The organism is Subtercola sp. Z020 (genome assembly GCF_002931235.1).
Taxonomy (GTDB): Bacteria; Actinomycetota; Actinomycetes; order Actinomycetales; family Microbacteriaceae; genus Subtercola.
Window position 1 is genome coordinate 1 of the sequence record NZ_PSTT01000010.1, and the last position, 26,088, is coordinate 26,088.

The 26,088-nt window shown below is 68.6% G+C and carries 18 protein-coding genes; 10 read left to right on the forward strand and 8 right to left on the reverse strand.

Features of this window, described 5'->3' with window-relative positions; all coding sequences use genetic code 11:
• The first annotated feature begins 95 nt into the window (after nucleotides 1–95).
• The gene (locus C5B96_RS01695; RefSeq protein WP_104242343.1) at nucleotides 96–722 is read left to right on the forward strand and encodes a hypothetical protein; all 627 of its coding nucleotides are present in this window, start codon (nucleotides 96–98) and stop codon (nucleotides 720–722) included.
• Between the two features lie 443 nt (nucleotides 723–1,165).
• Here C5B96_RS01695 and C5B96_RS01700 read toward each other — a convergent pair whose 3' ends face one another.
• The 3 genes from C5B96_RS01700 to C5B96_RS01710 all read right to left on the reverse strand — a co-directional run bounded on the left by C5B96_RS01700 (nucleotide 1,166) and on the right by C5B96_RS01710 (nucleotide 5,061).
• Nucleotides 1,166–1,420, reverse strand: coding sequence for a DUF3073 domain-containing protein (locus C5B96_RS01700; protein ID WP_104242345.1), 255 nt, complete (start codon nucleotides 1,418–1,420; stop codon nucleotides 1,166–1,168).
• A 164-nt stretch (nucleotides 1,421–1,584) separates the two neighbouring features.
• Nucleotides 1,585–3,846 carry an APC family permease gene (locus tag C5B96_RS01705; RefSeq protein WP_199176521.1) on the reverse strand — a complete coding sequence of 754 codons (2,262 nt, stop codon included), beginning with the start codon at nucleotides 3,844–3,846 and terminating at the stop codon, nucleotides 1,585–1,587.
• Nucleotides 3,847–3,900: 54 nt separating this feature from the next.
• The gene (locus tag C5B96_RS01710; RefSeq protein WP_104242347.1) at nucleotides 3,901–5,061 is read right to left on the reverse strand and encodes a hypothetical protein; all 1,161 of its coding nucleotides are present in this window, start codon (nucleotides 5,059–5,061) and stop codon (nucleotides 3,901–3,903) included.
• A gap of 38 nt (nucleotides 5,062–5,099) precedes the next feature.
• Between C5B96_RS01710 and C5B96_RS18035 the strand changes: the two genes are divergently transcribed.
• Nucleotides 5,100–6,341 (forward strand): putative Ig domain-containing protein, encoded by a 1,242-nt coding sequence (locus C5B96_RS18035; RefSeq protein WP_104242349.1) that lies wholly within the window; start codon nucleotides 5,100–5,102, stop codon nucleotides 6,339–6,341.
• 81 nt (nucleotides 6,342–6,422) lie between these two features.
• Here C5B96_RS18035 and glpK read toward each other — a convergent pair whose 3' ends face one another.
• The 3 genes from glpK to C5B96_RS01730 form a co-directional block, all read right to left on the reverse strand.
• Nucleotides 6,423–7,943: a glycerol kinase GlpK gene (gene glpK / locus C5B96_RS01720; RefSeq protein WP_104242351.1), complete on the reverse strand. Its 1,521-nt coding sequence runs from the start codon at nucleotides 7,941–7,943 to the stop codon at nucleotides 6,423–6,425.
• Nucleotides 7,944–7,991: 48 nt separating this feature from the next.
• Entirely contained in the window at nucleotides 7,992–8,795 is an 804-nt protein-coding gene (locus C5B96_RS01725) for an MIP/aquaporin family protein (protein WP_104242353.1), read from the reverse strand.
• 109 nt (nucleotides 8,796–8,904) lie between these two features.
• Nucleotides 8,905–10,707, reverse strand: a complete 1,803-nt coding sequence (locus C5B96_RS01730; RefSeq protein ID WP_104242355.1) for a glycerol-3-phosphate dehydrogenase/oxidase — start codon at nucleotides 10,705–10,707, stop codon at nucleotides 8,905–8,907.
• Between the two features lie 128 nt (nucleotides 10,708–10,835).
• Here C5B96_RS01730 and C5B96_RS01735 point away from each other — a divergent pair, with 128 nt between their 5' ends.
• Nucleotides 10,836–11,813: a sugar-binding transcriptional regulator gene (locus C5B96_RS01735; protein WP_104242357.1), complete on the forward strand. Its 978-nt coding sequence runs from the start codon at nucleotides 10,836–10,838 to the stop codon at nucleotides 11,811–11,813.
• Nucleotides 11,814–11,936: 123 nt separating this feature from the next.
• Here C5B96_RS01735 and C5B96_RS01740 read toward each other — a convergent pair whose 3' ends face one another.
• On the reverse strand, nucleotides 11,937–12,884 hold the full coding sequence (locus C5B96_RS01740; protein ID WP_104242359.1) for an aldo/keto reductase: 948 nt from the start codon (nucleotides 12,882–12,884) through the stop codon (nucleotides 11,937–11,939).
• Nucleotides 12,885–12,951: 67 nt separating this feature from the next.
• On the opposite strand from C5B96_RS01740, the gene C5B96_RS01745 reads away from it, so the two are divergent.
• Both C5B96_RS01745 and C5B96_RS01750 read left to right on the forward strand, forming a co-directional pair.
• Nucleotides 12,952–13,425, forward strand: a complete 474-nt coding sequence (locus C5B96_RS01745; protein WP_158507098.1) for a MarR family winged helix-turn-helix transcriptional regulator — start codon at nucleotides 12,952–12,954, stop codon at nucleotides 13,423–13,425.
• A 75-nt stretch (nucleotides 13,426–13,500) separates the two neighbouring features.
• Entirely contained in the window at nucleotides 13,501–14,310 is an 810-nt protein-coding gene (locus tag C5B96_RS01750) for a TipAS antibiotic-recognition domain-containing protein (RefSeq protein WP_233188930.1), read from the forward strand.
• 22 nt (nucleotides 14,311–14,332) lie between these two features.
• Here C5B96_RS01750 and C5B96_RS01755 read toward each other — a convergent pair whose 3' ends face one another.
• Complete coding sequence (locus tag C5B96_RS01755; protein ID WP_233188931.1) at nucleotides 14,333–14,866, reverse strand: MarR family winged helix-turn-helix transcriptional regulator; 534 nt, start codon at nucleotides 14,864–14,866, stop codon at nucleotides 14,333–14,335.
• A 50-nt stretch (nucleotides 14,867–14,916) separates the two neighbouring features.
• On the opposite strand from C5B96_RS01755, the gene C5B96_RS01760 reads away from it, so the two are divergent.
• The 5 genes from C5B96_RS01760 to C5B96_RS01780 are packed head-to-tail and all read left to right on the forward strand — an operon-like array spanning nucleotide 14,917 to nucleotide 26,002.
• Entirely contained in the window at nucleotides 14,917–17,016 is a 2,100-nt protein-coding gene (locus C5B96_RS01760) for an MMPL family transporter (protein ID WP_233188932.1), read from the forward strand.
• Between the two features lie 18 nt (nucleotides 17,017–17,034).
• A complete protein-coding gene (locus C5B96_RS01765; protein WP_104242364.1) occupies nucleotides 17,035–20,214 on the forward strand; it encodes an efflux RND transporter permease subunit in 3,180 nt (1,059 codons plus the stop codon).
• A gap of 45 nt (nucleotides 20,215–20,259) precedes the next feature.
• Nucleotides 20,260–20,868: a TetR/AcrR family transcriptional regulator gene (locus C5B96_RS01770; RefSeq protein ID WP_158507099.1), complete on the forward strand. Its 609-nt coding sequence runs from the start codon at nucleotides 20,260–20,262 to the stop codon at nucleotides 20,866–20,868.
• Nucleotides 20,869–20,879: 11 nt separating this feature from the next.
• Nucleotides 20,880–23,948, forward strand: coding sequence for an MMPL family transporter (locus tag C5B96_RS01775; protein WP_104242368.1), 3,069 nt, complete (start codon nucleotides 20,880–20,882; stop codon nucleotides 23,946–23,948).
• On the forward strand, nucleotides 23,945–26,002 hold the full coding sequence (locus C5B96_RS01780; protein WP_104242370.1) for a YhgE/Pip family protein: 2,058 nt from the start codon (nucleotides 23,945–23,947) through the stop codon (nucleotides 26,000–26,002). Before C5B96_RS01775 ends, C5B96_RS01780 begins: the two co-directional genes overlap by 4 nt.
• Nucleotides 26,003–26,088 lie beyond the last annotated feature (86 nt).

A 26,088-nucleotide genomic window follows, 5' to 3' on the forward strand; every position in this document is an offset into this window, starting at 1 on the left:
TCCCAACGCACCCGAGGACTCTCACCTCCACTGCACAGCACCGCCCACCCCGCAACACGGCCGTGCGCCCAGCCGAGGTGCGCGACAATGGAGGGGTGAGCAACACAGGTGCAGCCGAGTCCGAGCCGACGCGCGGCGGCGTGCCCGTCCCCGGCGCCGAGCGCACCCCGGGTGAGGCCGCGCCCGACGCCGGCCTCCGCAACGGCGCGGCCGCGACATCCAGAGCCGGCACCGACCGTAGCGACCCAGCCCTCGAGTCGGTGACCGAGCGCGCCGCAGCCGAGCGTGCGGCGTACCTCGACGACGAGCGCCCCGCGGGTGTCGACACCGTCACGATTCACAGGTCGCCCCGCTACTTCCGCTTCATGACCGTCGGAGCGATCGCCGGGCTTCTCGTCGCGCTGATCCTGACGTTCGCGTTCCCCGAGCCGCCCGGGTTCAACCTCGCCCAGATCTTCGGATTCCTCGGCATCCTCTTCGTGGTCGTCGGCATCGTCGCGGGCGCCGTCGTGGCGCTCGTGGTCGACCGCGCCTCCCGCCGCCGCGCCAAGACGATCGAGATCGAGCGCATCGAGTCGGTCGGCTCCGCGCCCGCTCCCGCGCCCGGGCTCACGGACGCCGCGCCCCTCGCGGCTCCGTCTTCCCATCCGGTTCTGGATGCCGGGACCGAACCCGAGCGACCCGCCCCCGACGCGGCCCCTCGCCCCGACGCCTCCCGCTGACCTGCTCGCCCATAGCAGCCGGCACGGCTACTCGGACACTCCTCAGCCGAACCTCCCCGCTCTTCGGTCCGGATCGGCTCAGCGGTGTCCTGGCGAACCTCCGGACACGTCGCGCTGACCCAGCGCCGCCGCGGTAAGCCGTTCGGCGGTCGAAACCCCAACGGTCGCGGCACTCGGCGCCGCCTACCAGCGACTTTCGGGGTTTCGACTGAGCGGCGGTGCCGGGGTTGCCGGGGAAGGAAGGCGTAGCGCGCTGGCGAAGAACGTCAGCCAGAAAGGGTTCTCCGGCGATCGGGCGTCAAGCAAGGCAGACAGGGACGCGCGGCCGCCGCCTGAGACGGGCGGGGCGAGCGGCGGATCGTGTGGCTCGGCGGAGCCGCCGTGGCGGATCGTTTGGCTCGGCGGAGCCGCGCCGGGCGTGCGGCGGCGGAGCCGCCAGCGGGTCAGGCGCGCTTCTGCTCGTCGTTCGGCAGCCAGGAGGCGGCCAGGTCGGGAGCGTCGGACTCGGGGTCGTCGTCGAAGTCGGGGTCGTCGAGGTCGGCGTCGGGTACGTCGTACTTGGCGGCGAGCGCAGCGAAGTCGGGTTCGGAGTGAGTGCCCAGTTCGCGCTCGAGCGCGCTGTAGTTGGTGTCGGGGCTGAAGTACTTCAGCTCGCGCGCCACCTTGGTGTGCTTAGCTTTTTGACGGCCGCGCCCCATGCGTGACCCCCTCACCTTTCGGGCCGGGGGATGAACGCCACCCGGATGAGTTGAATACAAGAAAAACTACACGTGAGTTTAGCATGCAGCGCACGGGGTTCTTCTGTGCACTCCGAGCGTGGCGGGGCCGCGGCCCGGGCGGCGTGGCCGCCGACGAGACGCGCTCAGCTCCGCGGGTGCGGCCGTTCGACAGTGGCATCGCGGGAGGCGTGCCGCCGGGCATCCAGAGACTGACCGGCGCCAGCCAGCCCGGCCCCGGACCCTCCGGCCCCAGACCCTCCAGAACCAGGCCCAGCCACCCCCGACCCCACCGAGACGGGCGCAGCAGCGCCGACCGGCGCCTGCGCTGCCCCCGCGTCCCCCACGAGTGCCGTTCCGTCGGGTGCGTGCGCGCCGGACGGATGCCGCGGCGACCCGTCTGAGACCGTGGGCGTGTGCGCCCGCACCACGGGCCGCACGGGGTCGCCGCGGCGCTCCTGGCCGGGTACGGGGCGCGACCGACGCCCATAGATGAGTTCGCTCGAATCGAGCAGCCACGGAACCAGTGAGATCGTGACACCGTGCACCAGCATGAGCCGCCTGTTGAGCCGGCGCGCCTTGTGGTTGTGCAGCAGCGACTCCCACCAGTGGCCGACGATGTAGATCGGTGTGTAGACCGTTACCACCTCGGCGCCGAACTGCGCGCGGTGCTTCTTGATGTAGGCGCAGAGCGGCTCTGCCACATCCCGGTAGGGCGACTCGATGATGCGCAGCGGCACCGCGATGTTCTGGCCGGCCCAGGCCCGCTCCAGCTGGGCGGTCTGCTCCTCGTCGATCGAGACGTGCACCGCCTCGAGCGAGGCGTGGCGGGCGGCGATCGCGTAGTCCAGCGCCTTCAGCACCGGCTTCTGCATGCGCCCGACGATCACGATGGCGTGGTCGCCCTTCGCTCCGAACGTGGTGACCGGGTCGACCTCGATCTCCTTGTTCACGTCGCGGTAGTAGCGGTTGATGCCGAGCATGAAGATGTAGAGGATCGGCATGATCACGAAGACGAGCCAGGCGCCGTGGGTGAACTTGGTGATGGTCACGACGATGAGCACGACGCCGGTGAGCAGGGCGCCGAACGAGTTGATCGTCAGGCTGCGGATGGTCGCGCCGCGGTCGGGTGCACCGCTTCGGAGCAGCTTGACCCAGTGCACGATCATCCCGCTCTGGCCGAGGGTGAACGACACGAAGACGCCGATGATGTACAGCTGGATGAGGTTCGTGAGCGACGCCTGGTAGACGAGCAGGATGGCGGCCGCCGCCAGCGCCAGCAGGATCATGCCGTTCGAGAACACGAGGCGGTCGCCGCGGGTGAGCATCGCCTTCGGGGCGTAGGAGTCCTTCGCGAGCACCGAGCCGAGCAGCGGGAAACCGTTGAACGCGGTGTTGGCGGCGAGCAGCAGAACGGCGGCCGTCGCGGCCTGGATGATGTAGAACGGAATCGTGTTGTTGCCGAACACCGACGCGGCCACCTGCGCCATCAGGCTGCGCTGGGGGGTGGTCGAACAGTTCGCGAAGCCGACGAGCTCGCAGCTGTTCTCGGCGTAGTGCACGCCAGAGATGAGGGCGAGCGAGATGAGCCCGGCGAACAGCGTGATGGCGATTCCGCCCATCAGCACCAGCGTGCGCTGGGCGTTCTGGATCTTGGGGCGACGGAACGCGGGCACACCATTGGCGATCGCTTCGACGCCGGTGAGGGCCGAGCATCCACTCGAGAAAGCGCGGAGCAGCAGCAGGATGACTGCCACCTGGCCCAGGCTCTCGGCCTTCACCCCGTAGTCGGCCGACTCGGCGACCGGCGCGCTGCCCACGGCGGTGCGGGTGAGGCCGACGATGATCATCAGCAGCACGCTGCCGACGAAGACGTAGGTGGGAATGGCGAAGGCCTTGCTCGACTCCCGCACGCCCCGGAGGTTCACTGCGGCGAGCAGAATGACGAAGAAGATGGCGAGCTCGACCCGGAACCCGTTCAGTTCGGGGATCGCCGAGATGATGTTGTCGACGCCACTGGCGACCGAGACAGCGACGGTCAGCACGTAGTCGACCAGCAGCGCGGAGGCGACGACCAGGCCGGCCTTCTCGCCGAGGTTCTTGTGCGCGACCTCGTAGTCGCCGCCGCCCGAGGGATAGGCCTTCACGAGCTGGCGGTACGAGGCGACGACGACGACCAGCAGCAGCACGACGGCCGCGGCGACGTAGGGGGCGAAGGAGAAGAACGCGAGACCGCCGATGAGGAGGATCATCAGCAGTTCCTGCGGCGCGTAGGCGACGCTCGAGAGCGGGTCGCTGGCGAAGATCGGGAGTGCCAGACGCTTCGGGAGAAGCTGCCCCTCCAGCTTGTGGCTGGGCAGCGGTTCGCCGATGATCCAGCGCTTCGCTGACTTGGGTTCGTTAGTCACGAGTGACGACACTACACCTCGCAAACGGGGTCTCAAACTGCCGGGGAACCGCTTTTATTCCCCTTCTGCAAGCATCTTTCGTGCCGATTCCGGGCGGGCGGATTCTGCGGGCGCAGAGTCGAAGTATCGAGCGCGCACCTCGAGTGCCCGGCCGGCGTCGTCGAAGAGGGGGTCGTAGAAGGCCGACCGGTACGCGGCCCCCGTCGTCGCCGAGATGAGGAAGTTCAGTGACGAGACGCAACTGAGCAGCGCCGCGGTCTTCACGAGGGCGGCGTCGAGGGGGAGGGGGATGCCGGCCGGGGCGAACGGCTCGCGGTCCGGCCCGAGCCAGGCGTCAAGCAGGCTGTCGCTGAAGGCGACCCGGCCAAGCACGGTGAGAAAGGCGCAGACCAGAACAGAGAAGATCGCGACCTGGAAGCCCTGTGCGAGCACGAGCACCGTGGTCACGTTCGCGTGCTCCCGCCGGCTGAGGGGTGGGCCGGGGTTCTCGAGCCCCACGGTCTCTGCGCGGGTCACCGGCACGATGAAGAACAACCCCAGCAGGGCGAACAGGGCGACGACGCCCCCGAGGCGGGCCGGCGACATCCCGTTCGCCACCTCCCAGAGGGTGCGCGAGAAGAACGAGACGACCACGACGAGCATCAGCAGCGGAAGGGCGCGACTCGTCAGCTGGCCGATCGCCCCGAGTTGGCGAACCGCCGTGCGGAGCGACCAGCTGACGAGCGAACCGACACCGCACCAGGTCGCGAGCAGCGCCAGGGCGACGTACGCACCGTTGGTCGCTGCTTCGGGGAATGGATGCCCGGCCAGCCACGGCGCGGCGGCGACGTAGAACGCGATGAGCACGAGGCCCGAAACGGTCATCGCTCGCGGCGACGTGCGGATCCACTCCGCCGACAGCAGGAACGCGGCCGCCGGGGCCCCCACGAGCACCACCAGCGCGAGACCGGTCAGCACGAGGAGGGCGAGGCCGGCCGCGGGGGAGTCGGCGTCGAGGCTGAACGTGGTGCGGTCGAGCATCCCGCGCCCGAGGTCGGCGGCGGCCAGCAGCGCGACGAACGGCGCCGTGCGTGCCACGAGCAGCGCGCCCCGCCGTCGCCGCCGCACGAAGAACGGCAGCCCCCGAGCCCGCAGCCACGCCTCCGCCTCCGCCTCGGTTGCGCCCGGCTCGAGCGTGACCCGATCGCTGCTTCCGGTAGTTCTTCCCTCCTTCATCCATAGTGACATTATCTCATTTATGGTAGGAATAGGTCATGATTCCTGCTTACCTTTCTCATCCCGCGGTCGCTCGACGACCTGCCCGCCTCGCCGCCGTGCGTGGGCTGGCGCTCTCAACGGCACTCGCCTCGACGCTGCTCGCCTCGGCCGTGTTCGCCTGCCCGGCCCAGGCGGCCGATGCTTCACCCGCCCGTTCGGGTCCCGTTCACACGGCTCCTGTTCGCCAAGTGGTACCGACGATCTCTGACAAGACCCTTCCGACGGCGGTGATCGGAGTCGAGTACGGACAGTTCATCCCTGCATCCGGTGATGGTCCGTTGCAGTTCACCACCACCGATCCCCTTCCGCCGGGGATCACACTCTTCACAACAGGGTCACTTGTCGGGACGCCGACCGCGACCACCATGACGTCCTACACATTCACTGTGACGGTCGGTGGTAAAGGCGGGATAGCCAGTGCGAAGATCACTGTTCCTGTTCGAGCAGCGGAGCTCCCGAACATCGATCCGACCACACTCCCGGCTGCGTCAGTCGGAACCTTCTTCTTTCAGAAGGTCGTTGCAACCGGCGATGGGCCCCTTACCTTCGAAACGCTCGACCCGTTGCCGCCGGGACTTGAAATTCGTTCGGATGGACTGATATTCGGAACGCCGACGATGACGACGATGAGCAGCTACGCCGTACGCGTTCGCGTTGTGAGCTCCCTCGTCAACGCGAATGCCACCGCGATCATCACCATTCCGATCGCCAACCCGTCGAGTGTGCCCGTGATCACCTCCGGCGCGTCTGGTGCCGCCGTTGTGAGAACGCCATACTCGTTCCAGCTTGCCGCCTCGGGAGTTCCGGTTCCGACATTCGCTGTGGTCGGGGCGCTGCCCGCGTGGCTGAAGCTCGATGCGGGTACCGGAGTGCTCTCTGGAACTCCGACCGAGATCGGTCGGAGTTCCTTCTCCGTCGTGGCCACCAACGCTGCCGGTACCTCGGCTGCGGTGCCGCTGACGATCGTGGTGGTGGCCGCTCCCATCGATCCCACCACGCCTTCCACCGGTGGCGGAGCTGGCGGGGGCGGAGCGATCACGTCGACCGGCGGTGCGACCACGCCCACGGGCGGCTCCTCCCTGCCAGGCGGGACTGCTGGCATCCACGGTTCCCACCTCGCAGAGACCGGTCTCGGCGAGACGTCGTGGGTGAGTGCCGTGTTCGCCTCGCTGCTCCTCGGGGGCGGCATCGTGCTCGGGCCGATCATGCGGCGCAGGCGCCGCCGGGCAGCCGCCTGACCAAAGAGGCGACTCCTCGCGCAAACGCCAGTGGGCGGGCCATCCTGAGATGACCCGCCCACTGTTACTTTCGCGGAGAAGCTACTCGCGCACGTCTTCGTCGACCCAGTCGAGGGTCTTCGTGACGGCCTTCTTCCAGTTGCGGTAGAGGCGCGCGCGCTCGTCTTCGTCCATGCTCGGCTCCCAGCGCTTGTCTTCGAGCCAGTTCGCACGCAGGTCGTCGAGGTTCGCCCAGAAGCCGGTCGCGAGACCCGCTGCGTAGGCGGCACCGAGCGCGGTCGTCTCGGCGACGACCGGGCGCACCACGGGTACGCCGAGGATGTCGGCCTGGAACTGCAGCAGGGTGTCGTTCTGCGTCGCTCCGCCGTCGACCTTGAGCTCGGTGAGCGGAACGCCGGAGTCGGCGTTGACCGCGTCGATGACCTCTTTGGTCTGGAACGCGATCGCCTCGAGCGCGGCCCGGGCGATGTGGCCCTTGTTGACGTAGCGGGTGAGGCCCACAAGGGCGCCACGGGCATCCGACCGCCAGTGCGGAGCGAACAGGCCCGAGAACGCGGGCACGAAGTACGCGCCACCGTTGTCGTCGACCGTCTTCGCCAGCGTCTCGACCTCGGGGGCCGAGCTGATGATGCCGAGGTTGTCGCGCAGCCACTGCACCAGCGAACCGGTGACAGCGATCGAGCCTTCGAGCGCGTAGTGCGTCTCGCCGTCGCCCAGCTTGTAGCCGATCGTCGTCAACAGGCCGTTCTCGCTCTTCACGATCTCGGTGTCGGTGTTGAAGATGATGAAGTTACCGGTGCCGTAGGTGTTCTTCGCCTCGCCCTTGTCGTAGGCGGCCTGGCCGAACGTGGCCGCCTGCTGGTCGCCGAGGATGCCGGCGATCGGCACCTCACGGAGCAGCGAGTTGTCGCTCGCCGTGCCGTAGACCTCCGAGGAGCTCTTGACGGTCGGCAGCATCGACTTCGGCACACCGAAGTCGGCGAGGATGTCGTCGCGCCACTCGAGCGTCTTGAGGTCGAGGAACATCGTGCGGGAGGCGTTGGTCACGTCGGTGACGTGGATGCCGCCGTTGACGCCGCCGGTGAGGTTCCAGAGAACCCAGGTGTCGGTCGTGCCGAAGATCAGGTCTCCGGCCTCGGCGCGCTCGCGGGCGCCGTCGACGTTCTCGAGGATCCAGACGATCTTCGTTCCGGCGAAGTACGTCGAGAGCGGGAGGCCCACGATGTCCTTGTACTTCTCCACGCCCTCAGAGCCGGCCAGGCGGTCGACGATCGACTGCGTGCGGGTGTCCTGCCAGACGATGGCGTTGTAGACGGGCTCGCCGGTGTTCTTGTCCCACACGACGGCGGTCTCACGCTGGTTGGTGATACCGATCGACACGATGTCGTGACGGGTCAGGTTGGCCTTCGAGAGCGCCTGGCCGATGACCTCGCGAACGTTGTCCCAGATCTCCTTCGGGTTGTGCTCGACCCAGCCCGCCTTCGGGAAGATCTGCTCGTGCTCCTTCTGGCCCGTGGCGACGATGCCGCCCTCGTGGTTGAAGATGATGGCGCGCGACGAGGTGGTTCCCTGGTCGATGGCGATGACGTACTGCTCGCTCATTTACTACTCCTTTGTAATTTCTGTTGTCGGGTTCAGTCGAGCAGCGGGTCAGCCGAGGATGGGGAGCAGCGGGATGGCCAGCAGACCTGCGAGCACACCACCGATGATCGGGCCCACGACGGGAACCCAGGAGTACGACCAGTCGGACGGACCCTTGCCCTTGATGGGGAGGATGGCGTGCGCGATGCGCGGGCCGAGGTCACGTGCCGGGTTGATGGCGTAGCCGGTCGGTCCACCGAGCGAGGCGCCGATGCCGATCACGAGCAGGGCGACGGGCAGTGCGCCGAGGGCCGCGAGGCCGCCCTCGCCCTGGCGACCGCCACTGAAGCCGATGACGACGAAGACCAGCACGAAGGTGCCGATGATCTCGGTGACGAGGTTCCAGCCGTACGAACGGATCGACGGACCGGTCGAGAAGACGCCCAGCTTGTTGGCCGGCTCCGGCTCCTCGTCGAAGTGCTGCTTGTAGGCGAGCCAGGTGAACACGGCGCCGATGATGGCACCGATCAGCTGGGCGCCGATGTAGGCGATCACCGTGACGACGTTGACGTCGACCAGGCTGTTCGCGCCACCGAACGTCTTGGCGCCGTTCGCGACGAGACCGAGGGTCACAGCCGGGTTGAGGTGTGCGCCCGAGGCGTACGAGACGATGACACCGGCGAAGACAGCAAGACCCCAGCCGAAGTTGACCATCAGGGTGCCCCCGTTGAAGCCTTTCGACTTCGTGAGGGCGACGTTGGCGACCACGCCGCAGCCGAGGAGCACGAGGAGGGCTGTGCCCACCAGCTCCGATACGAAATCAATACCGAGATTGTCCACGTTGACCTTTCTTCTGAGGCGACTTCGCCACATTTGTGTGCCCACGCCCCAGGGCGCGGTTCGGAACCAGTTTGAAACCTAGCGCCGACCCCGCCCCAGGGACAAGGCGTCTGTCATGCACATCCGTGCATAATTCTGCGTTCTACAGCTGGCTGGCGGAAGCGCTTGCAGAAACGCCCCCCGCGACCTTCTCCGCGACGGCGTCGGGAACGGCCGCCTCGAGCTCCAGACCGTGGTTGAACGCGAGGTCGTCCACGGCGAGCCGGCGTTCGGCGGCAAGTTCGTCGGCCGACCATCCGAGCTGCTTGCCGACGATCGTGCTGAGCTCGTCGAAGACGGGCTGCGTCAGGCCGCCGGTGAAGGCGACGATGGTTCGGCGCAACACGAGGTCGGTCAGGTGCACGACGTACTCGGTGCTGATGAGGTAGTCGAGCTCGGCCGTGCTGTACTCCGGCAGCGAGGTGAGCGCGGTGTCGTCGCTGTGCTCGCCGATGAAGGAGATCACCTGCGATGCCTTGGTGCCGTAGCGCTTCAGCAGCTGCGTCGCGCGTGCCGGAGTGAGTCCGCCCGAGTTCTTCGCGACCCACGCCTTCACGCCCGAGTCAGTGGTCGGGAAGTCGACGCCGCCGCCGATCTGCAGGTTCTCGGTGCCGACGGAGCGGGTCTTCTTCAGCAGTGCGAGCGTCTCGTTGGTGAGGTGTTCGCTGAGCGCACGCCACGTGGTCCACTTGCCGCCGACCAGGCTGAGCATCGGGGTCTTCTTGTCGCCGGCGAACACGTTCTGTTCGATGCGGTAGTCGCGCGAGACGAAGCCGGGTGCGGTGTCGTCGTGCTTCGGCAGGGGGCGGATGCCCGAGTAGCGGAAGACGATCTGCGAACGATCGATCGCGATCGTTGGGAAAACGTGCGAGACGAGTTCGAAGAAGTAGTCGACCTCCTCTTCGGTGCAGACGGCGGGCTCCGCGGGGTCGGCGTCGATGTCGGTGGTGCCGACCAGCACGCGGCCGTTCAGCGGGTAGATCAGAACGATGCGGCCGTCGTTGTTCTCGAAGAACATCTCGCCCCCGGCGCAGGCGTCGAAGAGCTCCTGGTTGTCGAGAACGATGTGCGAGCCCTTCGTGCCGCCCATGTAGCTGGTCGACTTGCCGAGCGCGGCGTTGGTGAGGTCGGTCCACGGGCCGGAGGTGTTGACCACGACGTCGGCCTTCACGGTGAACTCGGTTCCGCTGACGTTGTCGCGCAGCACGACGCCCTCGGGGCTCGAGCCGATCGCCTCGACGTAGTTCGACTGGCGGGCCTTGGCCTTGCCGGCCACGATGCCGTCGCCGACGATGTCGAGCGCCAGGCGCTCCGGGTTCTCGACGGCTGCGTCGTAGTAGCGGGCCGTGTACTTCACGGTGTCGCGGAGCTTCGGGAACTTCTGCATGCTCTTCTTGTGGCCCTTGAACTCGTGGCGGGGCACCGTGCCGCCGTCGCGCGAGAACGAGTCGTACCCGGTGAGGCCCATCTTGATGAGCAACGCGCCGCGCTCCTTGGTCTTGCCGCCCGGCTTGTGGGTCAGCAGGCGCAGAGGGGCTGACAGGATGCCAGAGAAGGTCGAGAAGATCGGGATGGTCGTGGGCAGTGGCTTGACGTAGTGGGGTGCCAGCCGCAGCAGACGGTTGCGTTCCTGCACCGATTCACGAACCAGCCGGAACTCGCCGTTCTCGAGGTAGCGCACGCCACCGTGGATCATGTGACTCGACGCGGCAGATGCGCCGGAGACGAAGTCGGCGCGCTCGATGAGCACGACGTCGACTCCCTGAAGGGCGAGGTCACGGAACGTTCCCACGCCGTTGATGCCGCCGCCGATGACCAGGACTTCAGCCGTGGGGCGATCGATGATGGCCTGTACATCGCTGCGGAGACCGGTGGTCGCAGCCGATGAGGAGTTGTTGTCAGTCACTGTGTACTCGCCTTCGTGTAAGTCCCAGGTTGCACCCGCGCAATCCGTGTGACTCAATACATACTGAGAACTGTGACACGAATGGTCAAGGTAGTTGCACACATGTGCAATCCGTGGAAGGGCGCACGATGAGACCACCGGTGGCCGAGCATCCGGCAGCCAGCGAACGCGTGCGAGACGCGTTGCGCGCCGCACACCTCTACTACATGCAGGATCTCACGATGGAGGCGATCGCGGCAGAGTTGCACACCTCGCGTTCGTCGGTCTCGCGCCTGATCAGCTACGCCCGGGAGGCCGGCCTGGTCGAGATCCAGGTGAAGACGCCGGCCGAGCGCATCTCGACGGCGCTGCAGCGCATCCAGGACAAGCACCATGTCACCGTGCACGTCGTGCCGGTGCCCGATTCGGCGAACGAGGTCGACCGTCTGGAGCGGGTGGGAATGTCGGCCGCGCGCATCCTGAACCAGTACTTCGACTCGAACATGACGATGGGCATCGCCTGGGGCAGCACCGTGAGCGCCGTCTCCCGCCATCTGCAGCCGAAAGTGACGCACAACTCGCAGATCGTGCAGCTGAATGGGGCGGCAAACACGCGAACGACAGGAATCGTCTACGCCAGCGAGATCATGAGCCGGTTCGGTACGGCCTACGGCGCGTACGTTCAGCAGTTCCCTGTTCCGGCCTTCTTCGACGACCCTGCGACCAAGCAGGTGCTCTGGCGTGAGCGCAGCATCCGCCGGGTGCTCGACATTCAGAAGCGAATGGATGTCGCGCTCTTCGGGCTCGGCACGCCGCTCTCAGACGTACCCGGCCACGTCTACACGAGCGGCTACCTCGACGAACAGGACTTCCAGAGCCTCACGGCCTCGCATGTCGTCGGTGACGTCGCGACCGTGTTCTACCGCTCAGACGGGTCGAGTTCAGACGTGCCGATGAACCTGCGCTCGAGCGGGCCGCCCCTCGACCAGCTCGCGCGGGTGTCGAGGCGCATCTGCGTCGTCTCGGGCAAGTCCCGGATGCCCGCCCTCCGCGGCGCGCTGGCCGCGCACCTGATCACCGACCTCATCGTCGACGAGGCCACGGTGCACGGCCTGATGGACGACTGAATATTCTGGTGCGCCGCCGCCCCTGCGGCGCACGACCGGGGGTGCCGACTCGGCGGTGCCTCCTGCCCCGGAAGACGGAGGAAGCGACGTACACGCCGCCGCTTCCTCCCGACCACGCCGCCGCTAGCCGTTCCAGGCGCTGACGGCGTCGAGCTCGGCGACCTCGTCGGAGCTGAGCGTCACGTCGGCGACAGCCACGAGGTCGGCGACCTGCGAGACCCGGCTGGCGCTCGCGATGGGGGCGACCACGGTCGGCTTGGCCAGCAGCCAGGCGAGCGCGGTGGTGGTGATGCTGGCGCCGTGGGCGCGGCCGATGCGTTCGAGCGCGTCGATGATGGCGAGGCCCTGGGTGCTGACGAACTTCGCCGCCCCCGAGGCGCGGGGGGAGTCGCCGATGTCGTCTTTCGAGCGGTACTTGCCGGTGAGGAAGCCGCTGGCGAGAGAGTAATACGGTACGACTCCGAGGTGCTCGCGCTCGGCGATCGGCGCGAGGGTGTCTTCGAAGTCGTTGCGGTGCACCAGGTTGTAGTGCGGCTGCAGCGCGACCGGCAGGGCGAAACCGTTGGCCCTGGCGACCTCGAAGTACGCGTCGATGCGCTCGGGCGAGTAGTTCGACAGGGCGATGTAGCGCACCTTGCCGGCCTTCACGAGCTCGTCGAAGGCGCCGGCGGTCTCTTCGAGGGGGGTCTCCTCGTCGTCGAAGTGGGCGAAGTAGAGGTCGATCACGTCGGTCTGCAGGCGCGCGAGCGAGGCGTCGGCGGCGGCGCGGATGTTCGCGGCCGCGAGACCCATGAAGTCGGGATGCCGGCTGACCTTCGTCGCGACGACGATCTGGTCGCGCACGCCGCGGTCGGCCATCCACTCGCCGATGATCGTCTCGGACTCCCCGCCGTGGTTGCCGGGAGCGAAAGCCGAGTACGAGTCGGCGGTGTCGATGAAGTTGCCGCCCGCAGCGGTGTAGGCGTCGAGGATGTCGAAGGAGGCGTCGCGGTCGGCCGTCCAGCCGAACACATTGCCGCCGAGGGAGAGGGGAAAGACGTCGAGGTCGCTGGAACCGATGAGAGAAGTCATACTTTCAGGCTACGCCGAGTGTGGCTGCAGATGGTGCTCGAAGGTTTGGTCGGTAGTGTCGGGTTCCATGTCGCCTGACGATTCGCCCGCCGCCGCAGGGCCACCCGAGCAGAGCGTCGTGCTCGACATCGAGTCGGGCATCGCGCAGTTGTTCCGGTCGGCGCGGCAGGCCATCCGCCTGTACTCGGCCGAGGTGCATCCCGACCTCCAGCCCACGGGCTTCTCCATCCTCCGGCACATCGCGCAGAACGGGCCCTCGCAGGCGAGCAGCATCGTGGCCGTCACGGGGCTCGATAAGAGCGCGGTCAGTCGCCAGCTCTCGACGCTCCGGATGCTCGGACTGGTGACCACGCGGCCCGATCCGAACGACGGCCGCTCGAGCTACCTGGTGATGACGCCGCTCGCCGAGGAGCGGCTGGCGGCCGTGCGCGCGATGGTGACCAGGGACTATGCGGAGCGGTTCGAGACGTGGAGCCCGGCGGAGCTCGCCACCTTCGCGTCGCTGCTCGGGCGCTTCAACGGCGCTGCCGGGGGTCGCTGACCGCGCAGTGCTGGCCGGATGCGCTGGCCGGGCCAGCTGCCTCGGCTTGACCCTGACGCAGCGTCAACCTCAAGCGTGGCCGGTATAACGAACGACGACCGGGAGTGGACGATCCAGCAGACCGCTGCGCTCGCCCGAACCACCAGCCGCACCTTGCGGCACTACGACGAGCTCGGGCTGCTGGTGCCCAGCCGTGTCGGGGCCAACGGCTACCGCTACTACGACGCCGCCGCACTGCTGCGACTGCAGCGCATCCTGCTGCTGCGGCAGCTCGGGCTCGGGTTGCCGGCCATCGCCGGGGTGCTGGCGAACGCCGGCGACCCCGCTTCGACGCTCGGCACGCACCTCGAGTGGCTCCGTTCGGAGCGCCAGCGACTCGACACGCAGATCGCCGCCGTTCAGCAGACGCTCGACGGCATACAGAAAGAAGAACCACTGATGGCAGACACGATGTTCGACGGATTCGATCACACGCAGCACGAACGGGAGGTGATCGAGCGCTGGGGCCCGTCGGCGTACGCGCACTCCGACTCATGGTGGCGCGGGCTGACGGATGCCGAGCAGCACGCGTTCACGGCCGAGGGCCGCGCGACGGCGGCCGACTTCGCGGCGCTCCGTGCGGCGGGAGCCGATGCTGCGGGCGCGGCGGCGCAGGCCCTCGCCGCGCGCCACGTCGCGTGGCTCGCCCGCGCGCTGGGCGGCGCCGCTGCCGGGGGCGGCGCGCCTGTCGGGTCCGGCGGCATCACGGCCGAGTACCTCGTCGGGCTCGGCGACCTCTACGCCAGCGACGAGCGCTTCGGCCGCACCTACGATCGCCACGGCGCAGGCACCGCGGCCTCCGTGCGCGACGCGCTGCGCGCCTACGCCGCCACCCTCCCCGACTGACCCCCGTCTGGCCGGGGCCGCGCTAGAAGGCGGGCGCGGGCGGGGGCGGCGCCAGCACGGCGCGGTAGACGTCGGCCACTCGCGCGAGGTAGAGCTCGATGGCGGCGCGCTCGGCGGGGGCGAAGTCGTCGAGCACGGCATCGACCCCGAAGATGAGGGGGCGGAGGGCCGCGAAGGTGCGGGCGACGGATGCCGCGGCCGGCACGACGCGCACGCTGCGGCGGTCGCTGGGGTGGGCTTCGCGGGCGGCGTGCCCAGCCTTCTCGAGGCGGTCGATGACGAGCGTGGTGGCGGCGGTGGTGATGCCGAGGCGGTGGGCGAGCTCGGTGGGGCTGAGTGGGCCGGCCTCGATGAGGTGTTCCATCGCCTCGAGGTCGGTGGTGTTGATGGCGAGGCGCGCAGCAAGGTGGCGCTCGAAGTCGGCGGTGAGATTCAGCAACTCGCGGAAGGTGAGGCTCGCCTGCCGCATCTCCGCCTGCCGCTCGCCCAGCAGCGTCTGCGGCGCATCGTCGCCACCCGCGGCCTCCAGCGGGCGAGGCGAACGCGACGGGGTCATGACAACGATCCTATCGTCTGTTATTGTCAAGGAGCTTAACAATCAGGCAAGTGAGAGAAACGGACGACAGCATGCGACACCTCACCGACTTCGTGAGTGGCAGGTTCACCGCGTGGATCGTGCTGGCCCTCGCTATCGTGGCGGCGGGCATCCTGTTCGCCACCGCGCCCGCCAGCAGCGGAGCCGTCGCCCCCACCGCCGGTCTGCCTGCCAGCACCCAGTCGGCACAGGTCGCCGAGCTCGAGAAGCAGCTGCCGAATGCGGATGCCGGCTTCGCCCTCATCGTCTTCGACCGCGGCGGCGATGCGCTGACCGACGCCGACAAGACGGCCATCCAGCAGCGCGCCGACGCGCTCGCCCCCGAGTCGCTCAGCGGTCAGCTGCCGCCCGCCCAGTTCTCTGACGATGGCACCACCGCGCTGCTCCCTCTTCCGCTGCCGGCAGCGACCGACTCCGACGCGCAGGGCGAACGCGTCGACAGCCTGCGCGAGACCGTGAAAGCCGATCTGCCCGACGGGCTGAACGCCTACCTGACCGGGCCCGAGGGCTTCCAGGCCGATGTGGCCGCCGCGTTCCAGGGCGCCGACTTCCGCCTGCTGCTCGTGACCGTCATCGTGGTCGCCGTTCTGCTGCTCATCACCTACCGCAGCCCGTGGCTCTGGCTGGTTCCGCTCGCGGTCATCGGCCTCGCCGACGGGCTCGCCGGCATCATCGTCAAGCAGCTGGCCGAGGTCTTCGGCTTCACGATCGACGCATCCATCTCGGGCATCCTGTCGGTTCTGGTCTTCGGCGCGGGCACCAACTACGCGCTGCTGCTGATCGCCCGCTACCGGGAGGAACTGCGCCGAAACGAGAACCGGCGGGCAGCCATGTCCCGGGCGCTCCGCGGGGCGGGCCCGGCGGTGATCGCGAGCGGCAGCACCGTGACGCTCAGCCTGCTGACCCTGCTGTTCGCCGAACTCGAGGGCAACCGGGCTCTCGGCTTCGCCTGCGCCATCGGCATCGTGACCGCGATGGTGTTCGCCCTGCTCGTTCTGCCGGCGGCACTCGTCATCTTCGGTCGCGGCCTGTTCTGGCCGTTCGTTCCGGCCTTCGGCTCGGAGTCGCCGACCGAGCGCGGGTTCTGGTCGAAGCTCGGCCACGGCGTCTCTCGTCGGCCCGTGGTCGTGGTGGTCGGCAGCGTGGTGGTGCTCGGCGCGCTCGCCCTCGGCGCCCTGAACCTCAGCGTGGGCCTCTCACAGGTGCAGCAGTTCCGCGGCAACCCCGAGTCGGCCCAGGGCCAGGCGATCATCGACGAGGCCTTTCCCGCGGGCCAGAGCGCGCAGACGATCGTGATCGCTCCGACGGATGCCGTGCAGAACGCGGCGTCGATCGCGACGAACACGGCCGGGGTCGCCTCCGTCGCGCAGGGTGCGTCGGCCGGTGACATCACGCAGCTGAGCCTGACTCTGGATGCCGAACCGCAGTCCGACGCCGCCTTCGAGACGATCGCGAACCTGCGGGCCGCCTACGCCGACGCCGGCAGCAGCGCGCTGGTGGGCGGAACGGATGCGACCGCTCTCGACGAGAAGACCGCCTCGGCGCACGACGAGGGCCTCATCATCCCGATCATCCTCGGCATCGTCTTCGTCGTGCTGCTCGTTCTGCTTCGTGCGCTCGTCGCACCCGTTCTGCTGATCATCACCGTGGTCGCCAGCTACTTCGCGAGCCTGGGCGCGGCGAACCTCGTGTTCACGACTGTCTTCGCCATCCCCGCCTTCGACACGAACGTCGTGCTGTTCAGCTTTCTGTTCCTCGTGGCGCTGGGGGTGGACTACAACATCTTCCTGGTCACCCGGGCCCGGGAGGAGGCCGGCCTCATCGGCACCCGGCCGGGCATGATCCACGCGCTGTCGGCGACCGGCGGGGTGATCACGAGCGCGGGCATCCTGCTCGCCGCGGTCTTCGCCGTGCTGAGCGTGCTGCCGATCATCGCGCTCACGCAGATCGGCGTCATCGTCGGCATCGGAGTGCTGCTCGACACCCTGCTGGTCAGAACCGTGCTGGTGCCGGCGCTCGTCTTCGTCACGGGCGATCGCTTCTGGCTGCCGTCGAAGCCCGCGAAGTCCGCCCCGGTCGGCCCGGCGAAGACCGTCTTCGACGCCCCGTAGAAGTGCGACACTGTAGCCATGCATCTCCTCGCCGTGCTGAGCATGAAGAACCGGGCCCTGATCGCCCTCGTGACGATCGTGGTCGCCGTCTTCGGCGGGCTCGCGCTGACGAGCCTCAAGCAGGAGCTCATTCCGTCGATCGACTTTCCGCAGCTGGTCGTGCTGACGAACTATCCGGGAGCCGCGCCAGAGGTCGTGAACGACGACGTCTCGACGCCGATCGAGCAGGCGGTGCAGGGCGTCGAGGGCATCGACACCACCTCCGCGACATCCAGTACCAACCTCTCGATCGTGAACGCGACGTTCGTCTACGGCACGAATCTCGCCACCGCCGAACAGAAGATCACCCAGGCGATCAACCGCATCAAGTCGGCCCTGCCCGAAGACCTCGACCCGCAGGTGCTGAGCGGCGGGATCGCCGACTTCCCCGTCATCCAGATCGCTGTCACCGGCGGTGACACCACGGCGCTCGCCGCCTCGCTGAACGCCTCGGCATTGACCGACATCGAGCAGGTCGACGGGGTGCGCGCCGCCCAGCTCGTCGGCGACCCGGGCCAGCGGGTCACCATCACGCCCGACAGCGCGAAGCTCGCCCAGGCCGGTCTGACAGAGGCCGCAGTGAAGACCGCCGTGACGTCGAACGGCACGCTGATTCCGGCTGGCTCCCTGACCGAGAACGGGTCGACCCTGTCGGTGCAGGCCGGTTCGAAGCTCGGGTCGGTGAACGACATCCAGGCGCTGCCGTTGCCCGCGCAGAAAGACGGGGGCGGTGTCTACACGGTGGGGGATGTCGCGACCGTCGCGCTCGTCGACAACCCGGTGACCTCCATCTCCCGGGTGAACGGGCAGCCGGCGCTGACCATCGCGGTCACGAAGCTGCCCGCCGCGAACACCGTGGATGTGTCGAAGAGCGTACGCGATCTGCTGCCGCAGCTGCAGTCGGCGGTGCCCGGTGCGACGTTCACGGTCGTGTTCGACCAGGCCCCGTTCATCCAGCAGTCGATCGAGTCGCTCGCGACCGAGGGCCTGCTCGGGCTGTTCTTCGCGGTGGTCATCATTCTCGTGTTCCTGCTGTCTGTGCGTTCGACGCTGGTGACGGCGATCTCGATCCCGACGTCGGTGCTCATCACCTTCATCGGGTTGCAGGCGGCGAACTACACGCTCAACATCCTGACGCTCGGTGCCCTGACGATCGCGATCGGCCGGGTGGTCGACGACTCGATCGTGGTGATCGAGAACATCAAGCGGCACCTCTCCCAGGCGGAGGCCGGCGGCCCGATCAACGGGGCCACGCGGGCGGAGGTCATCGTCGAGGCGGTGCGCGAAGTCGCCACGGCCATCACGGCGTCGACCATCACGACGGTCGCGGTCTTCCTGCCGATCTCCTTCGTGCAGGGAACGACCGGGGAGCTGTTCCGTCCGTTCGCCCTCACGGTGACGATCGCACTGGTCGCCTCGCTGCTTGTGGCGCTCACGATCGTTCCGGTGCTGGCGTACTGGTTCCTCGGCAGCAGGCACCGCACGGCACGATCCGTTCGCGACACCGTGGCGGTCGCGGGCGCGGCGCTCCCGGGTGCCGGCCGGCGTGCCCGCCGCCAGGCGGCCGTGATCGACGACGAGGCGCCGACCGCCCTGCAGCGCCGGTACCTGCCGATCATCACCTGGACCCTGCAGCACTCGTTCGTGACGTTGCTCATCGCCGTCGTCATCCTCGTGGGCACCGGCGGCCTCGCCGTCTTCATGAAGACGAACTTCCTCGGCTCGAGCGGCCAGAACACGCTCACCGTGACGCAGACCGTGCCGGTCGGGGCGAGCCTGGCGGTTCAGGATGCCGCGGCCCAGAAGGTCGAGGCGGCGCTGCAGGGTATCGCGGGCATCCAGACCGTGCAGGCCTCCATCGGCTCCAGCGGCAGCAGCCTCCGCGATGCGTTCGTCGGCGGTGGCGGCAACGCGATCACCTACTCGATCACCACCGACGCCGATGCCGACCAGGATGCGCTGCAGAGCACGGTGCGCACCGATCTCGCGGCGATTCCCGACGCCGGGCAGATCTCGGTCGCGGCGTCGGCCGGGTTCGGTACGTCGAACGACATCGCCGTCGACATCACGGCGACGAACCAGGCCGACCTGCAGACCGCTGCCGCCGCGGTGCTCGCCTCTGTGCAGGGCCTCGATGGCATCACCCAGAGCTCGTCGAACCTCGCCGCGACGAGGCCGTACATCGCGGTCGCCGTCGACCGCGCCAAGGCGGTGCAGGCCGGTCTCAGCGAGGTGGCCGTCGGCTCCCTCGTCGCCAACGCGATGCAGCCGCAGACGGTCGGGTCGATCACGATCGACAGCACGCAGTACACGATCTACATCGCGAGCGACACGACGCCCACGACGCAGGCCGAGCTCGCGGCCCTGCAGATTCCGACGGCCACCGGCCCGGTGCGGCTCGACTCGCTGGCCACGGTCTCGCAGGTCGCCGGCCCCGACACGATCACCACGAGCAAGGGTCTGCGTACTGCGGCCGTGACGGTCACTCCGTCGAGCGACAACCTCGGCTCGGCCAGTTCGGAGGTGCAGAAGGCGGTCGACGCCGTGCAGCTGCCCGCCGGTGCGACGGCCGAGCTCGGCGGCGCCACCTCCGACCAGGGCGAGGCCTTCCGACAGCTCTTCATCGCGCTGCTCGCCGCCATCCTGATCGTCTACGTGGTGATGGTCGCCACCTTCAAGAGCCTGCTGCAGCCGCTTCTGCTGCTGGTCTCTGTGCCGTTCGCCGCCACAGGGGCCATCGCCCTGCAGGTGGTGTCGGGCATCCCGCTCGGCGTGCCGTCGATCATCGGTGTGCTGATGCTCATCGGTATCGTCGTGACCAACGCGATCGTGCTGGTCGACCTGGTGAACCAGTACAGGGGGAGGGGCCTGCTCGTTCGGGAGGCGCTCATCCAGGGCTCGTCGCGGCGCCTCCGCCCCATTCTCATGACGGCGCTCGCGACGATCTTCGCCCTGCTGCCCATGGCCATCGGGCTGACCGGCCACGGCGGGTTCATCTCGCAGCCGCTCGCCATCGTGGTGATCGGCGGGCTGGTCTCGTCGACGGTGCTGACGCTGATCGTGCTGCCCGTCCTCTACAACCTCGTGATGGGCTGGCTCGAACGCCGGCACCTCCGGCGCGAGCAGCGCTTCGAAGCTGGGAGACAGCCGACGGACTGACCGATCGTGCAGAACCTGACCGAGCGGTCAGGTAAAGTCGATCGAGTGAAACCGCCCGCCACCCTCCGCTCAGACCGGCCCGACCCGGCCGCCGAGCTGAAGGCGGTCGCCCTGCAACTCTTTGTCGAGACGAGCTACGCCGGTGCCTCGCTGCAGCAGATCGCCGACGCGGCGGGCTACTCGAAGTCGAGTGTGCTCTACCACTTCGCGTCGAAGGAAGCACTGCTCGAGGCCGCCCTGCGCCCGGCCGTCGCGCGACTCGGCGAGTTGCTCGACGACTCGGTCAGCCGCATCTCGGATGCCCGGCTGCGCACCGCGTTCGTCGACGAGTTCATCGACTTCCTGCTGGTCTACGGGCTCGAGGCCCACATCGTGATCAACCAGGGCCAGTCGCTCGCGGGCATCCCGATCATCGATGAGGCCCGCGAATTCATCGTCCGCTTGGGCGACGCCTTCAAGAGCGGGCTGTCGACGACCGAACAGCGCATCCGCCTCGGCGTGGCGCTGGCCGGCGCCGCCTACGTCGTCGCCACGGGCGTCTCACTCCAGGGCACCATCGACACCGAGCCCATCGACGACCTGCGCCGCTCGCTGGTCGGCGTCGTCACCGAACTCCTCCTCCCGCTCGCAGCCGCACCGACCGTCACTCTCTAGGGGTCAGCACCATGGCAACACTGCTCTACCGCATCGGCCGTTTCTCCTTCCGCCACCCCTGGCGTGTGATCGTGGCCTGGTTCCTGCTGCTCGGCGCTATCCTCGGCGGGGGCGTCGCACTCGGCGGCAGCTACGACGAGGGCTTCTCCATCCCGGGCACGGAGTCGCAGCAGACGCTCGACAAGCTCGACGCGGTGTTCCCCGCAGTGGCCGGGTCGAGCGCGCAGGTGGTCTTCCAGGTGCCCGAGGGGCAGACCGTGAACGACGCTGCCGACCAGGCGGCCATCACGGCGGTGACGGATGCCATCGCCAAGATCCCGCACGTCAGCTCGGTGGTGACGCCCTACTCGGAGTACGCCACCAATGCGATCTCGGCTGACAAGACGATCGCCTTCGCCTCCGTGTCGTTCGATGGGCCGACCATCGACATCCCGGCCTCGACGATCGATGCCGTGCAGGCGACCCGGTCGCTCGCGGCCGACGCAGGCATCCGTGTCGAGTTCGGCGGCCAGGTCTTTCAGGACAACACGGTGGGAATCTCTCCCTCTGAGGGCCTCGGCGTGCTGTTCGCCGCCGTCGTGCTCTTCATCACCTTCGGCTCGCTGCTCGCCGCGGGCCTCCCGCTGCTCTCGGCGATCATCGGTGTGGGTATCTCCATCGGCGCCGTCACGCTGGCGACGGCGTTCGCCTCGATCTCGAGCACCGCTCCGCTGCTCGCCGTCATGATCGGGCTCGCGGTCGGCATCGACTACGCCCTGTTCATTCTGTCGAGGCACAGAACGCAGCTCGCCCAGGGGCAGGAGCCAGAGGAGTCCGCCGCCCAGGCCGTCGCCACGGCGGGAAGCGCGGTCGTCTTCGCGGGAACCACCGTCATCATCGCCCTGCTCGGCCTGCTCGTCGTCGGCATCCCGTTCCTCAGCGTGATGGGTGTGGCCGCCGCCTTCGCCGTGTTCATCTCGGTCTGCATCGCGGCGACACTGCTTCCCGCCATCATGGGGCTCGCGAAGAACCGGCTGCGGCCCAAGCGCGGTTCGCGGGTCGAGCGGCGGGCGCTCGCAGCTCTCGTGCACGACGAGGTCGAGCCCTCCGCTGCGGTCGTGGCTCCGGATGCCGCACTGCACCCGCACGCCGCCCCCGTCGTCGACGTGCCCGACACCGCCCCGGTTCACGCCGGTGCCCACGCCGCCGGCGCCGCCCCGGGAACCAAGCCGGTCTCGCGCTCGATGGGCGCCCGCTGGGTCGGGCTCGTGATGAAGGCGCCGATCGTGTTCATCATCGCCGTCTGCGGGATCGTCGGAGTCTCGGCAATTCCCGCCTTCAGTCTCGACCTGAACCTGCCGACCTCCGGCCAGCAGCCCGCCGACTCGACGAACCGCCAGGCCTACGACCTCGTCGCGAAGGGCTTCGGCCCGGGCTACAACGGCCCGCTGATCGTCGTCGCCGACATCACGCAGTCCACCGACATCCAGGGCATCCTGACGAAGATCGGTGACGAACTGAAGACTGTTCCGGGTGTCGCGGCCGTGGGCCAGGGGGTGCCCGACCCGACCGTCGACACGGCGATCTTCCAGGTGATTCCGACCACCGCCCCCGATTCGCCCGAGACCAAGACGCTCGTGCACGACCTGCGCGACCTGAACGGCAAGATCACCGACGACCTGGGAACGCCGATCGCCGTGACCGGCCAGACCGCCGTCGCCGTCGACATCTCCGATCTGCTGACCGCTGCGCTGCTGCCGTTCGGCATTCTGGTCGTCGGGCTCTCGATCGTGCTTCTGGCGATGGTGTTCCGGTCGATCGCCGTGCCGATCAAGGCCGCTGTCGGCTTTCTCTTCTCGGTCGGTGCGAGCTTCGGCGTCACGGTCGCCGTCTTCCAGTGGGGCTGGGGCGCCGATCTGCTGAACATCGCGACCTCGGGGCCGCTGATCAGCTTCCTGCCCATTCTGCTGATGGCCATTCTGTTCGGGCTCGCGATGGACTATGAGGTGTTCCTGGTGTCGGGGATGCGCGAAGAGTTCGTCAAGACGAAGGATGCCCGCCGGGCGGTGCGCGTCGGCTTCGTGCAGGGCGCCCGCGTGGTGACCGCTGCGGCACTCATCATGTTCTTCGTCTTCTTCGCGTTCGTGCCGGAGGGTACGGGGGCCATCAAGCAGATCGCCCTCGCGCTCGCGGTGGGAGTCTTCGTCGACGCGTTCCTGGTGCGCATGACGCTGGTGCCCGCCGTGATGACCCTGCTCGGCAGTGCGGCGTGGAAGCTGCCTGCCGGCCTCGCGCGCATCCTGCCGAACGTCGACGTGGAGGGGGAGGGGCTGCGCGAGCACATCTCCAGCGCGGCCTGGGCCTCGACCCACACCGACGACCTCATCACCGCAGAGCACCTCGTCATCAGCGGAGTCGAGAACTCGATCGACCTCTCCCTCCCCGCCCGCACGGCGCTGGTGCTCGTCGGCGACACCACCTCGCGCCGGCTCGTCGGCGCCACACTCGCCGGGCGACTCGTTCCGGAGTCGGGGGAGCTGCAGGTGCTCGGCCTGACGGTTCCCTCGGAGTCGGGTGCGCTCAGTCGCCGGGTGACCCTCGTCGACCTCGGCTCGTTCCGGCCCGACCTCGAGACGGCCGTGGGAGCGGCATTCGCCGAACGCCTGCGGTTCGCCCGCCCGCTCTTCCGCCGCGGTGCGTTCCGCGCCCAGGTCCACACCCTGGTCGATGACGTCAACCGAGCGCTCGCGAGCGTGCCGGGCGAGCTGCCGATCGGCGCGGAGACGGCCCTCGGGTCACTGAGCCCGGTGGCGAGCGCGCTCGTGCTCGCCGCGCTGGGTCTGGCCGACGGCGGGTCGATGCTTGTGCTCGACACCGGCGACGCCGGTGCGCCGTTCGAGAGCGCCGCGCAGTTCGCCGACGCTCTGTCGGCCCTCGTGCCGGCCGAGACCACGCTCGTGCTCGGTGTTCCGGCCGGGGCAGAGCGGGCATCCGGTTCCCCCTCTCCATCGACAGCGTCGACCGCACCCTCCGCCGGCCGCCGCGGCCTTCTCACCCTCGAACTCTCTGAACCGTCACGTCACGAAGGATCCCTCCGATGAGCATCCAGAACACCGCCCGCCCCTCCGGCGACCAGGCGGCGCCGGTCGACCCCGCCGCAGAGGCCCGCGTTCGCTCGCACCGCCGACGCCGCAGCTGGCTGTTCGCGATCGCCGCCATCGCGGTGATCGCCATCCCGCTCGCCGCCAACGCGCTGTTCTCCGGTGCGTTCTCGAACGTCGCCGACAACCTCGGCAGGGTGCCGGCCGCTGTCGTGAACAACGACAAGCTGATCACCACGACCGCCGCCGACGGAACGCAGTCGACGGTGTACGCCGGCCGCGGACTCGTCACAGAGCTCACGGGGCCGAACCAGACAGGGTTCGACTGGAACGTCACCAACAGCGATGATGCCGCGAAGGGCCTCGCAGACGGCACGTACTACGCGGTGCTCACGATCCCCGAGAACTTCTCCGCCCAGATCAACACGCTCGGCACCCCCGCTCCCGCACAGGGCTCGGTCTCGATCGTGACCGACGACGCGCACGGCTACCTCTCCGGTGTGGTCGCCAGCACCGTGGGCACGGCTCTGAAGGCCGGCTTTGGCGAGACCATCACGGCGCAGGTGCTCACCGGCGTGTACTCCGGGCTCGGAACGGTCGGCACGCAGCTCTCGACCGCCGCGAACGGCGCGGGCCAGCTCGCCTCGGGCGCATCCGGCCTCACCGACGGGCTCAACCAGCTCGCGACAGGGGCCTCCTCTGCGGCGTCGGGAGCAGGGTCCCTGAGTTCGGGCATCGACACCTACACCGGCGGCGTGGACTCGCTCGCCGACGGCGTCTCGACGCTCGATTCCCAGGCGGGCAGCCTCTCGCGCCTCTCGGGCGCGGTGAGCGACTACACCGACGGCGTCTCGACGCTGGCCGGCGGCTTCTCCCAGTTGCAGTCGGGCTTCGTGGCCGCGGTGAACAGCAACCCGAACCTGCCCGACGCGACCAAGCAGCAGCTGCTCGGCAGTTACGCGCAACTCTCGGGTGGACTGAACCAGGCGGCGGCCGGCGGTTCGACGCTGTCGTCGCAGACGGCGTCGGGTCTGGATGCCCTGCAGGGCGGCATCGCACAGCTCTCGTCGGGGGCATCCCAGCTCTCGGGCGGTTCTGCACAGCTGCGCTCGGGCGCCTCTGATCTCTCGGGCGGCCTCACGACCCTCGCGTCGGGCGTACAGCAGTCGGCGGCAGGGGCCGCTCAGCTCACCAGCGGAGCGACCACGCTGCAGTCGGGCCTCCAGACGGGGGCGGATGCCCTGACGAAGTCGGCGGCGACCGACCCGGCCGCGTCGGCGGCTGTCGCGGCGAACCCCATCGCCGTCGACGTGTCGACCCAGAACAGCGCCGGCGGCATCGGCAGCGTCATCGCGGTGCTCGTGGTGCCCGCCGGCCTGTGGTTCGGGGCGCTCGCGATCTTCCTGTTCCTCCGGCCCATCCGGGCGTCGCTGCTGGCGAGCTCGACGCCGACCGGTCGCCTCGCCGTGCGTCTGTTCGGGCGCGCCTCAGTGTTCGCCGCGCTCCAGGCGATCGTCGTCATCGCCTACCTGCAGTTCAGCCTCAACCCGGCGTGGAGCTCGCTTCCCGCGCTGCTCGGCTTCGGGCTGCTGGTGGCGCTGGCGTTCACGGCCTTCCACCAGTTTCTGACGGCCGCCTTCGGGCGGGTCGGGGCCGTGATCTCGCTCATCCTGTTCGCTGTGCAGATCGCGACGACCGCCGGAATCTACCCGGTCGAGATCCTGGCAGGGCCGTTCCAGTTCATCAACGCGATCTCGCCGCTGGCATATGCCGTCTCGGGCATACAGGGCATTCTCACCGGAGGGGCCGCAGGGCCCGTCTGGACGAGCGTCGGCGTTCTGGCGGTGCTGCTCCTGCTGAGCCTGGTGTTCGCCACGGCGGCACTGGCGCGGCGGCGACGCCCGGAGCGTACCGGCTGGTTGCTCGTGGGTGCCCCGGAGCGCAGCACCGGGGTGCGCCGTGCCGCGGCGGTCGCGGCGGTCTCTGCGCCGGTGGCGAGTGCGTCTGCGGGTGGGGCGTCTGTTTCTGCGGTTGCCGCGCCGTCGGGTGCGTGACACTGCGGGTGCGTGACATCGCGGGTGCGTGACATTGGGGCGACCAGCGTGTAACGTTGGTGGGTCGGCTCTTGACACCGCGCACT

Bases quoted from the DNA above. Each gene is read 5' to 3' on its own strand.
- C5B96_RS01775 (WP_104242368.1), top strand. From the start codon at position 20,880: ATGGCAACACTGCTCTACCGCATCGGCCGTTTCTCCTTCCGCCACCCC.
- C5B96_RS01735 (WP_104242357.1), top strand. From the start codon at position 10,836: ATGAGACCACCGGTGGCCGAGCATCCGGCAGCCAGCGAACGCGTGCGA.
- glpK (WP_104242351.1), bottom strand. From the start codon at position 7,943: ATGAGCGAGCAGTACGTCATCGCCATCGACCAGGGAACCACCTCGTCG.
- C5B96_RS01755 (WP_233188931.1), bottom strand. From the start codon at position 14,866: ATGACCCCGTCGCGTTCGCCTCGCCCGCTGGAGGCCGCGGGTGGCGAC.
- C5B96_RS01725 (WP_104242353.1), bottom strand. From the start codon at position 8,795: ATGTGGCGAAGTCGCCTCAGAAGAAAGGTCAACGTGGACAATCTCGGT.
- C5B96_RS01780 (WP_104242370.1), top strand. From the start codon at position 23,945: ATGAGCATCCAGAACACCGCCCGCCCCTCCGGCGACCAGGCGGCGCCG.
- C5B96_RS01740 (WP_104242359.1), bottom strand. From the start codon at position 12,884: ATGACTTCTCTCATCGGTTCCAGCGACCTCGACGTCTTTCCCCTCTCC.
- C5B96_RS01765 (WP_104242364.1), top strand. From the start codon at position 17,035: ATGCATCTCCTCGCCGTGCTGAGCATGAAGAACCGGGCCCTGATCGCC.
- C5B96_RS01745 (WP_158507098.1), top strand. From the start codon at position 12,952: ATGTCGCCTGACGATTCGCCCGCCGCCGCAGGGCCACCCGAGCAGAGC.
- C5B96_RS01700 (WP_104242345.1), bottom strand. From the start codon at position 1,420: ATGGGGCGCGGCCGTCAAAAAGCTAAGCACACCAAGGTGGCGCGCGAG.
- C5B96_RS01710 (WP_104242347.1), bottom strand. From the start codon at position 5,061: ATGAAGGAGGGAAGAACTACCGGAAGCAGCGATCGGGTCACGCTCGAG.
- C5B96_RS18035 (WP_104242349.1), top strand. From the start codon at position 5,100: ATGATTCCTGCTTACCTTTCTCATCCCGCGGTCGCTCGACGACCTGCC.